This window comes from Ralstonia flaminis (assembly GCF_958415495.1).
Classification (GTDB): Bacteria; Pseudomonadota; Gammaproteobacteria; order Burkholderiales; family Burkholderiaceae; genus Ralstonia; species Ralstonia flaminis.
This window is the reverse complement of sequence record NZ_CATZLL010000017.1, coordinates 49632-62854: the sequence shown is the minus strand read 5'-3', so window position 1 is coordinate 62854 and position 13223 is coordinate 49632. Positions and strand designations below refer to the sequence as shown.

The following is a 13223-nucleotide window of genomic DNA, read 5'->3' as shown; positions in this document are numbered from 1 at the left end:
CCGCAAGCTTTTCGGAAGATTTTTTTGGGCGTCCATTGCCTTGGCAGGGTCCGCCGCGCCAAGGCGCATGGCTATCGGCCAAGCTTGGCGGCGCAGTGCTCCTGGGCGCGTTGCAGCTCCAGCTCTACCAGCCGCAGCGAAATGCCAAAGCGCTCAGCCACCTCGCGCTGCGGTGTGCCCTCCAGGCGCACAGCCAGCAGGATGTCGCGGCGGCGCCGGGGCATCTGCTCCATCGCGCGGATCAGCGCGTCGAGCTCGGAGTTGGCTTCGGCCACCTCGGCTGGACCGGGTGTGGGGCTGACCAGTTCGAGCATGGTCTCGACCTCGCCCACGCTCAGGCGGCGATCTTCGGCACGCTGTTGGTCGATGGCCGCGTTGAAGGCCATGCGATAGAGGTACGCACCGGGGTTCTGTACCGGCTCGATGGCATCGGTGCTGCCATTGCCCTCCAGGCGCAGCCAGATGTCTTGCAGCGCGTCACCGGCCAGATCCGGATTGCCCAGCCGGCGAGAGAGCAGGTATTTCAGGTGGCTGTAGCGCTCCACCAGAAAATCGCGCAATACGGCGCGGCCGCCGTCAGCCATGACGCCCCCCAGCTGAAATGACGGAGACCGACACGGCCGGCGCAACACAGCCCCAGCTCTGCCCCGATGCACGCGGCATCACAACAAAGGTGAATGGCTGTGCTACAGACGCCGGCACGGCCTCGCCCACCGATACGCCCTGCAGCGCGTTCACCACCAGCCGATCGAGCACCGCATCGCCGGTGGAATCGAGCAAATGCACCGGGCCAATGCTGCCCTGCGCATCCACCCACAAGTGCAATGCGATGCGGTGCCGGCCTTGGGCAAGGATTGGGTTCGCGCAGAACGCATCGCGTATCCGATGCTGGATCAGGCCGTAGTACCGGCGTTGCGCGGGCTGGTTGGCGGTATCGGTATCGTTTGCCTCCGCGCTGGCCTGGGCGCGCACGGGCAACAGCACCAGCGTGTCGGCACCGGTGTAGCGCGGGGCCAGGCCACTGCCCTCCAGCAAGCGCAGCAACGCCATATGCGGCGTCATGGCGCCGCGCACGGCAGGCGCAGCACGGCCCGCCGTCAACGCGCTGTCATACAGCAAGGACATGCCGGTGACGGCGCTGTAGTGCTCCAGCGCACGCTGCAGCGGCTGCGGCTCGATATCGAACCAGCGCTCGACATCCAGAGGCGGCGCGCCGGCAATGACGGCCGGCTCCGGCTCGACAGGGCCGGCAGACACGGCAGGATGGAAAACGCAGACGCCGATCATCGCGATGCACCAAGGCAGTATCCGCCGCGCACCACCCGATGCGACGTTTCCAGCCATACCCGGTCAGTGAGAGACGCGTGCTACATCGCCCGGTGTGCGGACGTGTTTCACAACGCGCAAGTGTGAAGTAAGCGCGTAGGGTAGTAATGCAACGTGACTGTTCTGTTACAGCACCCGTTGGAGGGGGTGCAGAGCAAGTGCACGCTCAGGCGTTTGAATCGCCCCCATGCGGGCTGGGGGTGCGTGGGGAGACCACTGCCGCGGCGTGGTCGATCGGGCCATCCGGAAAGAAAAAAGGCGGCCAGACCAGGGCCGCCGAAGGAGACACCGCCGCGCTCAGTGCGCCACGGCGTTGAAATTGGGCGGCCGCCGATCGACGAACGCCCGGAACGCTTCATGCGCCTCGGGAGACTGCAGCCGCTTGGCAAAGCAGGCACTCTCCGCATCCATCTGCTGGGTGAGCAACTCGGCATCACGCATCAAACGCTTGGTTTCGGTCAGTGCACCCAGCGGCTGACGTGCCAGACGCTGCGCGATCGCCTGTGCTTCATCGCCAAGCTTGTCGAGCGGCACCACCCGGTTCGCCAAACCCCACGCGAGCGCGGATTGCGCGCTCACCGCATCACCCAGCGCAAACATCTCGAACGCGCGCACGTGGCCCAGGCGCGCAGGCATCAGCAGGCTCGATGCCGCTTCCGGCACCAGCGCCAAGTTGACGAACGGCGTGGAGAGCTGCGCGTTCTCCGCCAGCAGCACGAAGTCGCAATGCAGCAGCATGGTGGTGCCAATGCCAACCGCACGTCCCTGCACCGCTGCCACCAGCGGGCGCGTGGCGCGCGCCAGTGCATGGATGAAGCGGATGACGTTGCGCACGCCGCCGTTACCGCCGCCGGCCATCGCCACGGAAGCGAATTCGCCGATGTCGTTGCCGGCCGAGAACATGTCGCCCTCGGCGCGCAGCAGTACCACGCGCACGGTGTTGTCGTGCTCGGCAGCGTCCAGCGCATCGGCCAGCGCCCCGTACATGGCATCGGTGATGGCGTTCTTCTTGTCGGCGCGTGCCAGCGTGAGCGTCAGCACGCCATCGGCAATATGGCGCTGAATATGGCTCTGGATGTGTTCACTCATTGCTCGTCTCCTGTGGGGAACTTGGTTTGCAAGCTGGCCAGCCAGCGCGCGACGACGTCGATCTCGGCGTCGGTAAAACCTTCGGTCAGGCGTGCGTTCAGTTCGGTCAGGCCGCCGCGTGTTTCGGCCAATGCAGCCCGGCCGGCGGGGGTCAACCAGAGTTGCCAGGCGCGGCCATCCTTGGCGTCGGCGCGTCGCTCGATGAGGCCGGCATCTGCTGTGCGATCCACCAGGCCGCTCATGGCGGAAGGGCCGAGGTCGAGCGCAGCGCCGGCTTCGCGCATCAGCGCGCCGTCGTTCTTGTCCAAGAAGAACAGCAGGCCGGATTGCGCAGCGGTCACGCCCTCGCCGGTGCGCGTTTGAATCCATCGCTGCAGGCGGCGTTGCCCGACGTTGATCAGATAAACAAGGCGGCGATCGGGTGCCGTCATGCAGCCTCCGCGGCGTCAGGCACACGTACGGCCGCTGCCTGTGCGGCAAGCCAATCGGCCAGACCGGGCCAGAGCGTGTCGACAAACTTCGGGCGGAAGAAGCCCATGTGTCCGACGGCGCCGCCCGCCTCTGCCCGTGCGATCTGGCGACGCTCGACCCAGGTGTTGGTGAAGTGCTGCGTCAACGCGTTGATGGCAGGCGGCGTGGCCCAAGGATCGTCGTCAAAGCCGTAGACGAGCACCGGGTTCGTCACGCGGTTGAAGCGCTCGACGGCACCGAGTGTCGGATCATCGAAAAAGTAGCGCTGCATGCCGGCCCACGCGCCCCATTCAATGGCAACGCCGCCCGGCAGATCTTCGCCCAGTCCCATGCGTTTGCCGGGCACGTAGCCCATCAGCCGCGCCAGTGCCGGGCCGACACCGCGCAGGATCAGCTCGACACGCCAGCGCTCACCCCGCTGGCGGATGAAGCGCGAGTTGCCCGTGTGGCAGGCCACCAGCACCGCGCCTGCCAGACCCCAGCCCGCACCGCACATGCCAATACCATGGCCACCCACCGAGTGCCCGACCGCCAGTTGCGGCAGGTCTGGATACTCCGCCCGCGCCCAGCGCGTCACGCCTTCCGCATCGAGCAGCATCCAGTCGCGCATGCGCGCAGCGAAACCGCGCAAGGTCTTCGGCCGGGATGCGCCGATGCCGCGGTAGTCGTACGTAATGGCGTGGAAGCCACGTGCGGCCAGGAACTGCGCAAAGGCCTGATAGATGCGTTGCGGCACCCCAGTGGCCGGGTGCATGACGACCACGCCCTGCGGCGTGCCGGCAGCTGCCCAGAACGTGGCGCCCAGGGGGTAGCCGTCCGTGGCGGGAATGGTTTGCGGCGTGCTGTCCATCGTATTCATTTAGTTCGTATGCGAAGTTATTTACTTTGTATGCGAACTAAATGGGTGTGTCAACCACCAAAAGATAAAGTACTTGCTTAACTATTCAGAGTCGCTATAGTTAACAACATGCTTAACCATGACACTTCTCTCGATCTCGCCTTCCAGGCGCTGGCAGACGGCAACCGGCGCGCGATGCTGGTTCAGCTCGTGCGCGGCCCGGCTTCTGTCAGCGAGCTTGCACAGCCGCTCGATATCTCGTTGCCGGCTGTCATGCAGCACTTGTCGGTGCTGGAGAACTCCGGTCTCGTGCGATCGGAAAAGGTGGGCCGCGTGCGCACCTGCCGCATCGAACCCGGAGCCCTGAGCCTGGCAGAGCAGTGGATCAACCAACGGCGCCTGGAGTGGGAACAACACTTCGACCGTCTCGGCGCCTATCTGGAAACCCTCAAAACCCAAGGAGACCCGCATGACGACGACCATTGACAGCCCCACCGCCACGACCCTGCGCCCGCTCGTGATCTCGCGCACCTTTCCTGTATCGCGCGACTGGGTCTTCACGGCGTGGAGCACCGCTGAACACATCAAACGCTGGTTCTGCCCGACGCACTACACCGTGCCGGACGCGACAGTCGAGTTTCGCGTGGGCGGCAAGTTTGACGTGTGCATGCGCTCGCCCGAAGGGCAAGACCACTGGTCGCGCGGCCACTTTGTCGAGATCGTGCCCAACGCGCGCCTCGTGATCGACATGAACGTAGTGGACGGCGACAACCGCCCGCTGATGAACGCCCACACCGTCGTCACCTTCGCCGAAGAATGCGGTGGCACGCGCATGGAAGTCACGCAAACCCACACGCCGCTCGCCCCGATTGCCGAGATGATGATCAAGGGCGCGCCAGAAGGCTGGAAGCAAACGCTGGACAAGCTGGAGCGCGAAGCCGCACGTGTGCCGCTGGCCGATGGCATCAAGCGCTCGGTCGTGCATGCCACCTTCACCGTCGAGCGCACGTACGATGCACCGCGCTCACGCGTGTTCAAAGCGCTGACGGACCCGGCCGCCAAGGCCAAGTGGTTTGCCGGCGGCAACGGCTACACCCTGCTGGTGCGCGAAATGGATGCTACCCCCGGCGGCCGTGAAGTCGTCAAAGGGCGATGGGACAGCGGTGTGGTGTCGAGCTTCGAGGCGACGTATCACGACGTGATCCCCGACGAGCGCGTCGTCTACTCGTACGTGATGCACCTCGATGATCGCAAGATCTCCGCCTCGCTTGCCACGCTGGAACTGCGCCCGGCCAAGGATGGCTCGGGCGGCACGCACCTCGTCATGACCGAACAAGGCGCCTTCCTTGACGGCTATGACGATGCCGGTTCGCGCGAGCGCGGCTCGCAGTTCCTGCTGGACATGCTGGGCGACTCGCTCAAGGACTGAGCATACGCAGCACGTCGCGCGCGACGGTCGCCAGGGTGATCGCCGCGCCGACGATGAGCGTCATGCCCCACAGCACGCCCCCCACATAGGCGAACAGGACTTGACGCGTGGTCATGACGCGCCTCAGCTCTTGTTCGCCACGTACTGCGCAATGCCGTGGCCGAACGACCAGTTCTCGGGCAGCACTTCCACCAGGTTGATGAACACGTCTTCGGGCCGCAGGCCGGGGCTCTCTTGTAGCACCTCGACGATGCGCCGGTAGAGCGCCTGCTTTTGCTCGCGCGTACGCGTGTTGCTGACGGTGAGCTGGAGAAGGATCGCATCGTCGCTGCGCGCGATACCGAAGTACGTAGGGCTGACACTGAAGGTGCTGGCGTCGTGCTCGGTGATCGCCATGAAGCGATCGTCTTCCGGCACGTTGAAGGTCTCGCGCATGGCGCGATAGACGCGGTCGAAAATGGCCTGGTGGTAGGCGGCTGGCTTGCCGCGCCGCAATGACACTTGAACGAGAGGCATGGTGGACTCCGTGTTTGGTGATGAACCGTGCTCACAGCATGCCTCGGGTTGTTCATTTCAAAAAGACATCCTAAGATATTTCAATCATTCGATTTCAAAATGATTGAATCATGAAGATGCTCGATCTGGAGGCCGTCCAAGCCTTCGTGTTGACCGCCGACCTGAAGAGCTTCACGCGTGCCGCTGAGGCAATGGATTCCACGCAATCCGCCGTGAGCCTGAAGATCAAGCGGCTGGAAGATGCACTGGGCCGCCGCCTGCTGGAGCGCACGCCACGGCTGGTGCGGCTGTCACAGGACGGCAGCGCCTTTCTCGGGCCGGCACGTGATCTGGTGGCCGCGCATGAAGGTGCGATCGGCTCGTTCGGGGTGGAGCGGCGCCGGCTGTCAGTCGGCATGAGCCACCACATCGTCGGCGCAGAATTGCCGCGCCTGCTGCGCCAGATGCGTCGGGCCGAACCTACCCTGACGCTGGAAATCCGCATCGACAGCTCGCGGGAAATCCTCGACGCATTTGAAGACGGCGCACTGGATGCGGCCGTGATCCTGCGCCACGACAGCCGCCGCACCGATGGCGAAGTCCTCATGGAAGAGCCCTTCGGCTGGATGGCCGCCCCCGACTTCGAACACCGCAGCGGAGAACCGCTCTACCTTGCCACCCAGGCCGAACCGTGCCGCGTGCGCGAGATGGCGGTCACCGTACTGGATGCAGCGGGCATTGCGTGGCAGGAAGTGTTTGTCGGCGGCGGCGTGGGCACGATCGGCGCAGCCGTCGCTGCCGGGTTGGCCGTGGCCGCGCTCAGCCGGCGTGTGGCACCGCCCGGCACCATCGACGTGGGGGAATCGCTCGGCCTGCCGCCGCTGCCACCGCGCAGCGTGGTGCTACATTCCCGGGTGGCCGATCCGGTGGCAAGAAAGGCGCTGCGCACCTTTTCCACCACCCTGCGCGCAACGGCCGGACGATAACGCTGCAGGCGCACATTTGCGCAATCGCTGCACCACGCGGTGCCCTTCGGGCGGCTATGCTTTCCGGCATGAAACCCCGCACCATTCGCGACTACCACCGCCGCATCGCCCGCGTAATCGAGGCGATCCTGGCGGATCCCGCCGCCCCGCACACCGTGCAGAGCCTGGCGGAGGTCGCACACCTGTCGCCATTTCATTTCCACCGCATCTACCGCGCGCTCACCGGTGAGGGTGTGTTCGAGACGGTACAGCGCGTGCGGCTGGCGCAGGCGGCCCAGCGCCTGACCGGAGCGGAGGATTCCGTCACCGACGTCGCGCTCAATGTCGGCTATGGCAGCCCACAGGCATTTGCCCGTGCCTTTCGTGAATTCACGGGCATCAGCCCGCGCGCCTTTCAAACCCGGCAGCAGGAATTGGCCGTACCGACCACGGAGGCCACGGGTCTGCCGCCGCTCGAACTGGTCGAGCAGCCGCCCCTGAGCGCGCTGTGTCTGCGGCACGAAGGCCCGATCGCGACCATCCGCCAGACCTTCATCGCGCTGTGGGAGGTGCTTGGCATCGAGAGCACGTCGCAAGACGCACCCGATCGCATCGGCATCTGCTATGGCGACCCGGAAACACCCGGCTCGTTTGAGTACTTTGCCGGCGTCATCCTGGATGCACCACGCGCGATCACAAACGGCCTGCAGCCGGTACGCGTTGAAGGCGGCCTCTATGCCTCACACCGGCTCATCGGCCCCTATGCGCTGATCGCCCCCACCATGCAGGTACTCTACGGCCGCTGCCTGCCCAGCTACGGCTTCGAGCCGGACGACCGCCCCACGCTGGAGCTGTATCGCAGCAGTGCGCGCCAGCACCTGCCGCGCGCCTGCGTGACTGACCTGATGATCCCCATCCGCAAGGAGTAAAGATGCTGCGTCGTTGCCTGACCGCCGCCATGGCGGTCTTTGTCGTGAGCGCTGCCTGTGCAGCCGAGCCCGCTGCGCCCTATCACGTGGGCGAAACCTCCCGCGTATTCCATCCACAAGTCGAACGGCATTGGCGTGGCGCACGCACCGAAGCGCTCGTCACCAACATCTGGTATCCAGTGGAGGCTTCTGTTCCTGAAACGCCGCGCGACATCGGCGAGCCGGGCCACCCGTTGTTTCGCGCACACCCTGCTGCCCATGACGCACCGCTTGCGGGTACGCAAAACACCTACCCGCTACTCGTGCTCTCGCATGGCACGGGGGGCACCGCAGACAGCCTTGACTGGCTGGCCGCCGCTTTGGCCGCGCAAGGCTACATCGTCGCGGGCACGAACCACCCCGGTAACAACGCATTGGAGCCACTCACGCACGACGGTTTCATGCTCTGGTGGGAACGCGCAACGGATGTGAGCGAAGTCATCGATGGCGTGCTGGCCGACGCGGCACTTGGCGCACATGTCGACCGCGACCGGATCGGCGCGGTAGGGTTTTCGTTGGGAGGCTATACGGTGCTGGAGCTGGCAGGCGCACGGACCAACTTCGCGGCGCTCATGGCGTTCTGCGGCTCGCCGCAGGCCGATGCGATCTGCCACCCACCGGAGATGCGCCGCGTAGAGACTGGCCCGCAGCCCACCGCATCGAAGACGCCGCAAACAGAGGCCTCGATTGCACGCTCAGGAGCGTCCTACCGGGACGAACGCATCAAGGCGGTCTTCACCATCGCGCCGGCGCTGGGCATGGCGATGGACCCGAACTCGCTTGGCAACATCACTGTCCCCATCTCACTGATGGCTGGTGATGCCGACGTGACAGTCCCCGTGGAAACCAATGTGCGCCGCATTGCCGGGCTGCTGCCCAAGGCAGATCTGCTGCTGGTGCCGGGCGCTTCGCACTACACCTTCATCGACACCTGCGTGCCGGGCGCGGCAGCGCATCTGCCGGCGTGGCTCTGCCAGGACAACCCAGGCGTGGACCGTGGTGATGTGCATGCGCAGGCCGTGCACCGTGTGCTGGAGTTCTTCCGGGCGACGCTGCCGGCCAAGACCTGAGCGCCACCCGCAGGCTGCTTATTGCTTCTGAAGGGCCACGCTGCCGATCGAATAGCCCGCACCAAACGAGCAGATCAGACCCAGATCCCCCGACTTCATGTCGGTGCGATGGCGGTGGAACGCAATGATCGAACCTGCCGACGCCGTATTGGCAAACTCATCCAGAATGACCGGCGCTTCGTCCGCCGAGGCGTCGTGTCCCAGCAGACGCTTGCCGATCAACTGATTCATCGCCAGGTTGGCCTGATGCAGCCAGAAACGGCGCACATCCGCCGGCGTGTGCCCCAGTTGCTGCAGATGGCCGGCGATATGCTCGGCCGCCATCGGGCAGACTTCCTTGAACACCTTGCGGCCTTCCTGGCGGAAGAGCTGGTCACGGTCGTCCGGATTGCGGTCTTCGCTGCGCGAGAGATAGCCGGCGTTGTTGCGGATGTTGTTCGAGAAGCTGGTCGCACACTTGGTGCCCAGCACACGCCAGGCGTCGGTCGAGCGGGTCTCATCTGCGCGCTCCACCAGCACGGCCGTGCACACATCACCGAAAATGAAGTGGCAGTCGCGGTCTTTCCAGTCCAGGTGGCCAGAGGTGATCTCGGGGCTCACCACCAGCGCGGCACGCGCGGTGCCGCTGCGCACGGCATTGATGGCCTGCTCCAGCCCAAAGGTGGCCGACGAGCACGCAACGTTCATGTCGAACGCATAACCGCCCGCGCCGATGCCGTTCTGGATTTCGACGCCCAGCGCCGGATACGGGCGCTGGAAGTTGGAGGTTGCGCAGAGCAGCATGTCGACGTCAGCGGCGTCGCGGCCGGCAGCGGCCAGGGCCTCGCGCGCGGCCGCCACACCGATCTCCGCCTGCAAGGACAGCGCATCATCCGGGCGTTGCGTCAGGCGCGGGCGCATGCGCGCCGGGTCCAGCACGCCGGTCTTTTCGATCACATAGCGCTGGCGGATGCCCGAAGCCTTCTCGATGAATTCCGCCGACGATTCCGACAACGGCGCCAGTTCGCCCGCAGCAATGGCCGCCGCGTGTTCAGCGTTGTAGCGCTGTGCGTAGGCGTTATAGGAGGCGACCAGCTCCTCGTTGGTGATAACCTCCGGCGCGACCCACAGGCCCGTGCCGCTGATAACAACGTCGTGCATACCCGGTGTTTGTGAAATTTGTGTGGCGGGGACGATAGCACATTGGGTGGGGGGTGGGCCGGGCAGGGGTGTTGTCGTTTACATCTAGTCCGGCGCGATGCCACTCCGTGACCGCGGCACGACAAGGTGCATCACAGTGATTGATTGTGATTTGCGGCACCGCAACAGTCGCTGCATGCTGCGGGATACTTGGCAAAGCTCGTGCTACGCCGCAAATGGCGCCTCGCTCGCGAGGCTAAAAGCCACCGACGATTCCGACGAGCAAGAGCCCTGCCAGCAATCCAAACGTGCTGATCTTGAAGGTGCTGTGCACCAACCCGGCAACGAGGGTCCAGATGATGCCGCCAACAGCCAGCACAGCTCCGACAAGCACCGCCCAAACCCCAACACCCCAGTCCTGACTACCGCGCCCAATTGCCAGGATCGTCCAGCATGCCAGCCCTGCAACTGGAAAAACAATGGCACCTCGAATGAAATCCTGCTTTCGCATTTCAGCGGCAGCGCCGAAATTGTCTTTCGCTTGAATTTCTCGTGTCGACATGCATGCTTGCTTCGAGTGAAAGCGCAGGGCCAGGGTTCAGGCCGTACCCATCTGTTCCAGATGCCTAACCGCCATCGAAAGACTCCGAATCAGGCACAGCGATGGCCCGCAGCTATGCCCTTACTGCTGCGGCTTTGCCCACAGCGGGCTCTTGTTGTCCGAGGCCAGCACCTGCGCGAGCACGTCGGCATCGGAATCGCGAGTCGGCGCTGCGTTGTTCTTGTGGGAGCGGACGATCTTGGAGCGCTTCTTTCCATGCTTCTTCGCCTGAGCTTTGGTCTTTGTGCCGACTTGAACCGGGTTGGCAGAGGCTTGCGACGTCGTGGTCAGTTGAGCGCCGATGCTGGCGTTCATCCAGACGGCGGTGAGAAGAGCTGCGGCAATTTTGTATTGCATCTTTCTGAGAGAGGTTGGTTGATTTAGAAGAAGGGGCCGACCAAGAGGCATGAGGAGCGCGGCGATTGCGAAGATGATCATGATGATCAGGCGTAAAGCAGGACAGGGGCGCTACGGTCGAACATATCTACGGCATATCCATCTGCGCTATCGGCGAACACTCGGTGCCAGCAATAGGCCCACGGAGCAAAACCGCAGCCTGAAACTATTCGCTTTCACCGCGCCCATCCAATGAAGATTTTCTCAGGGCTGTGCGACGGTGGGCGAATCCGGCCACCTTGGCACGCCGTAGCAGCCTATTCACCACCTTTGTCATAAACCGTACGGTTGCGCATGTGGCCACGATGGTTGATGGTGAATTCATCCACACCATCCTGTGCAAAGCCGGCCATCGAGTCGTGGACGTACCTATCGAACAGGGTCACGAGCGCCGGCGGTGTCTCTCCCACCCGATGCATGGCCTCCCACATATCCAGATCTTCCTTGATGAAGCCCTTGTTCAGGTTGTCCCGCATGCTCGGCGCGGTATTGGTAAAGGTCCCCTGACGCCCGTTCTTCACCCATTGGTAATACGCAAAATCCCGGTCATGATCTGCCACACGCTTGGCATTGGCATATTTACGCTGGAAATCCTTGCACTGCGACTGGAAGTGGCCGTTAGTCAACTCCAGGAACTTCGCATCATCGGCAGGCGCGCCCTGGGTCTTGGCTGTTGATACGAATGAGTCCAACCTGCGAAACCGATAGAAGCGATAGCGATCCATACACTGGTTCAGCACCTCCTCGGTCGAGCCGCTCACCTTGCAAGCTCCGACGTACGCATTGAAGTCGTCGAGCAGCTGATCGGACGGGGTAAAGTTTCTTTTCTCCCGCGCGGTCATAGCATCAAAGGGTTTTAGTGGAACACCGGCAGCAAATGCCTCCTTATACATGTGGATGCAAGGCACCAGCGCCAGAAAGTTGTACGAATCGACGCCGGGAGAGGAGCTGCGCCCTTGCGTATTGGGCCTGTAGCCGCCCCCCACGTCTGAATGCGCGCCGGGATAGGCCACCTCTACGCAATTGCTGGGCAACACCCCCTTGTAACGCACCGAATCGAGCGAGAAGCAAGCCCGCACCTCATGGGAAGCCACGTAGTGCACACAGCGCTGAATGGATGGATGAATGCGCAAGGCCTTGTTGGCCCAGGCCTGATGACCTTCCATAGTCAGCAGGTCGGCCCCGATCACGCCGACCGAGGCCACGGTGTCAAAGATGCCAAGAAAGATGATGCGCACCGGCACACCCGCCAGCGTGTGCCCAGCACCGGCCGGTTCGCACAACAGTTCGTAAAATGCATTGCAGAACGCGCGTGCCTGAGCGGCACCGCGCGAAAAACCAAACACTGACACGGTGAACTGCTGCAACTTGGGCTTGGGGTCGCCTTTGAGAATCGCGGCAAGCTCCTTAGTTTTTGCCTTGATCCCGGCTCTGCCCGTTTCGACCGACCACGGGTTGCTGCTCCACCCTGCTGCCAGCTTACCGGCGTCTTTGTCAGGTACGAGCGGCCCGTTCTTCACGGCCCGATGCAAGGCGTTCAGCGTTTGCAGCAGCCCCCAGAAGATGCGTGCTTGCCCGCCGTAAGCGGCCGCCTTGCCCGCAGTGGCCTTCGCTCCTTCGTGTTGGGTTTCGCCCACCAGCGGAAACGGTGTACCGACGCCGGGAACGTACTCCGAGCGGAAAAAAGCTGATGGGCTGGCGCTTTTCTTGTCCTCGCTGTCGCGGTGCGCCATCCAGAGTCTGACTACATTGCTCTGCTTGTTCTGGGGCAAGTCGTCGTCACGGTTGTTGCCCGTACCGTCGAAGAACATTCCCAGAAAGACCGTAGTCGAGCAACTAGGCTTGTTCTTTTCCGACAACGTACACGAGAGCGCCTGCGCACGCCGAACTAGGTCTTTCTTGGAATTGGCCAGCAACTCGCTTTTGGCCAGAGCAGGCGCCATCGAAACAGCCGGGTTGCCCATCAGTCCTTCTCCTTCGTCCATTCATCATGCAGCGGATTGTTGGGACTGCGCAGATCCCAGTTGGTGACAACCACCTTCACCGTGTCGCCGCCATAGAAATGCACCTGCAACTCGCCGGGCTCGTTGTAACGCGGGACATCCACGCGCTTCTCATGCCAATTCGAGTCGGGGTCTGTCTCGAGTTGCCACTTGACCGTGACCTGCAGCCTGTCATGCCAGCGCTCAGGAATCATCACGCAACACAGGCTGCGCCCACCCCCCGTCTTTGCATCGCTGATACCCCCCCATGTGCCATCGACGTAGAAGTTGTCTACCGTGGTATGAGTGTGGTTGTAGGGCACGATGGAAGCCGTCGCACGACGAGTACCAGCATGCCACCAGTCGTAGGCCCACCACGCTAGTGCCAGCACAGCACCTGCGCCGAGTGCGACACCGGCGTTGCGAAGCCAGGGCTTGGGTATTTGCACTTTGAATGACTTCCTCGAAAAACAA

The 13223-nt window shown here is 63.5% G+C and carries 17 protein-coding genes; 5 read left to right on the top strand and 12 right to left on the bottom strand.

Going from position 1 to position 13223, the window contains the following annotated elements:
• Positions 1–71 precede the first annotated feature (71 nt).
• From R2N11_RS22440 to R2N11_RS22420, 5 genes are all read right to left on the bottom strand, one after another.
• Positions 72–584 carry an RNA polymerase sigma factor gene (locus R2N11_RS22440; RefSeq protein WP_316682423.1) on the bottom strand — a complete coding sequence of 171 codons (513 nt, stop codon included), beginning with the start codon at positions 582–584 and terminating at the stop codon, positions 72–74.
• Entirely contained in the window at positions 577–1257 is a 681-nt protein-coding gene (locus R2N11_RS22435) for a TonB C-terminal domain-containing protein (protein WP_316682422.1), read from the bottom strand. Before R2N11_RS22435 ends, R2N11_RS22440 begins: the two co-directional genes overlap by 8 nt.
• A gap of 366 nt (positions 1258–1623) precedes the next feature.
• Positions 1624–2415 (bottom strand): enoyl-CoA hydratase, encoded by a 792-nt coding sequence (locus tag R2N11_RS22430; protein ID WP_316682421.1) that lies wholly within the window; start codon positions 2413–2415, stop codon positions 1624–1626.
• Positions 2412–2846, bottom strand: coding sequence for a MarR family winged helix-turn-helix transcriptional regulator (locus R2N11_RS22425; RefSeq protein ID WP_316682420.1), 435 nt, complete (start codon positions 2844–2846; stop codon positions 2412–2414). The genes R2N11_RS22430 and R2N11_RS22425 overlap by 4 nt, the downstream gene beginning before the upstream one ends.
• Positions 2843–3736 (bottom strand): alpha/beta hydrolase family protein, encoded by an 894-nt coding sequence (locus R2N11_RS22420; protein WP_430715467.1) that lies wholly within the window; start codon positions 3734–3736, stop codon positions 2843–2845. The genes R2N11_RS22425 and R2N11_RS22420 overlap by 4 nt, the downstream gene beginning before the upstream one ends.
• 117 nt (positions 3737–3853) lie before the next feature.
• Between R2N11_RS22420 and R2N11_RS22415 the strand changes: the two genes are divergently transcribed.
• Positions 3854–4210, top strand: a complete 357-nt coding sequence (locus R2N11_RS22415) for an ArsR/SmtB family transcription factor (protein WP_199030596.1) — start codon at positions 3854–3856, stop codon at positions 4208–4210.
• The gene (locus R2N11_RS22410) at positions 4194–5153 is read left to right on the top strand and encodes an SRPBCC family protein (protein ID WP_199030597.1); all 960 of its coding nucleotides are present in this window, start codon (positions 4194–4196) and stop codon (positions 5151–5153) included. The genes R2N11_RS22415 and R2N11_RS22410 overlap by 17 nt, the downstream gene beginning before the upstream one ends.
• On the opposite strand, the gene R2N11_RS22405 is transcribed toward R2N11_RS22410, so the two are convergent.
• Both R2N11_RS22405 and R2N11_RS22400 read right to left on the bottom strand, forming a co-directional pair.
• On the bottom strand, positions 5143–5268 hold the full coding sequence (locus R2N11_RS22405) for a hypothetical protein (protein ID WP_269848274.1): 126 nt from the start codon (positions 5266–5268) through the stop codon (positions 5143–5145). The two genes, R2N11_RS22410 and R2N11_RS22405, sit on opposite strands and share 11 nt — an antisense overlap.
• Before the next feature lie 8 nt (positions 5269–5276).
• Positions 5277–5669, bottom strand: a complete 393-nt coding sequence (locus tag R2N11_RS22400; RefSeq protein ID WP_316682418.1) for a tautomerase family protein — start codon at positions 5667–5669, stop codon at positions 5277–5279.
• A 110-nt stretch (positions 5670–5779) separates the two neighbouring features.
• Between R2N11_RS22400 and R2N11_RS22395 the strand changes: the two genes are divergently transcribed.
• The 3 genes from R2N11_RS22395 (at position 5780) to R2N11_RS22385 (ending at position 8651) form a co-directional block, all read left to right on the top strand.
• Positions 5780–6634 (top strand): LysR family transcriptional regulator, encoded by an 855-nt coding sequence (locus tag R2N11_RS22395; protein WP_199030599.1) that lies wholly within the window; start codon positions 5780–5782, stop codon positions 6632–6634.
• A 68-nt stretch (positions 6635–6702) separates the two neighbouring features.
• Positions 6703–7542 carry an AraC family transcriptional regulator gene (locus R2N11_RS22390; RefSeq protein ID WP_316682417.1) on the top strand — a complete coding sequence of 280 codons (840 nt, stop codon included), beginning with the start codon at positions 6703–6705 and terminating at the stop codon, positions 7540–7542.
• A 2-nt stretch (positions 7543–7544) separates the two neighbouring features.
• Positions 7545–8651, top strand: coding sequence for an alpha/beta hydrolase family protein (locus R2N11_RS22385; protein ID WP_316682416.1), 1107 nt, complete (start codon positions 7545–7547; stop codon positions 8649–8651).
• An 18-nt stretch (positions 8652–8669) separates the two neighbouring features.
• On the opposite strand, the gene R2N11_RS22380 is transcribed toward R2N11_RS22385, so the two are convergent.
• The 5 genes from R2N11_RS22380 to R2N11_RS22360 form a co-directional block, all read right to left on the bottom strand.
• A complete protein-coding gene (locus tag R2N11_RS22380) occupies positions 8670–9791 on the bottom strand; it encodes a beta-ketoacyl-ACP synthase III (RefSeq protein ID WP_316682415.1) in 1122 nt (373 codons plus the stop codon).
• Between the two features lie 235 nt (positions 9792–10026).
• On the bottom strand, positions 10027–10332 hold the full coding sequence (locus R2N11_RS22375) for a hypothetical protein (protein ID WP_316682414.1): 306 nt from the start codon (positions 10330–10332) through the stop codon (positions 10027–10029).
• 120 nt (positions 10333–10452) lie between these two features.
• Positions 10453–10809 (bottom strand): hypothetical protein, encoded by a 357-nt coding sequence (locus R2N11_RS22370; RefSeq protein ID WP_316682413.1) that lies wholly within the window; start codon positions 10807–10809, stop codon positions 10453–10455.
• A gap of 215 nt (positions 10810–11024) precedes the next feature.
• The gene (locus tag R2N11_RS22365) at positions 11025–12752 is read right to left on the bottom strand and encodes a T6SS phospholipase effector Tle1-like catalytic domain-containing protein (protein WP_316682412.1); all 1728 of its coding nucleotides are present in this window, start codon (positions 12750–12752) and stop codon (positions 11025–11027) included.
• A complete protein-coding gene (locus R2N11_RS22360) occupies positions 12731–13198 on the bottom strand; it encodes a DUF3304 domain-containing protein (protein ID WP_316682411.1) in 468 nt (155 codons plus the stop codon). The genes R2N11_RS22365 and R2N11_RS22360 overlap by 22 nt, the downstream gene beginning before the upstream one ends.
• Between the last annotated feature and the right edge of the window lie 25 nt (positions 13199–13223).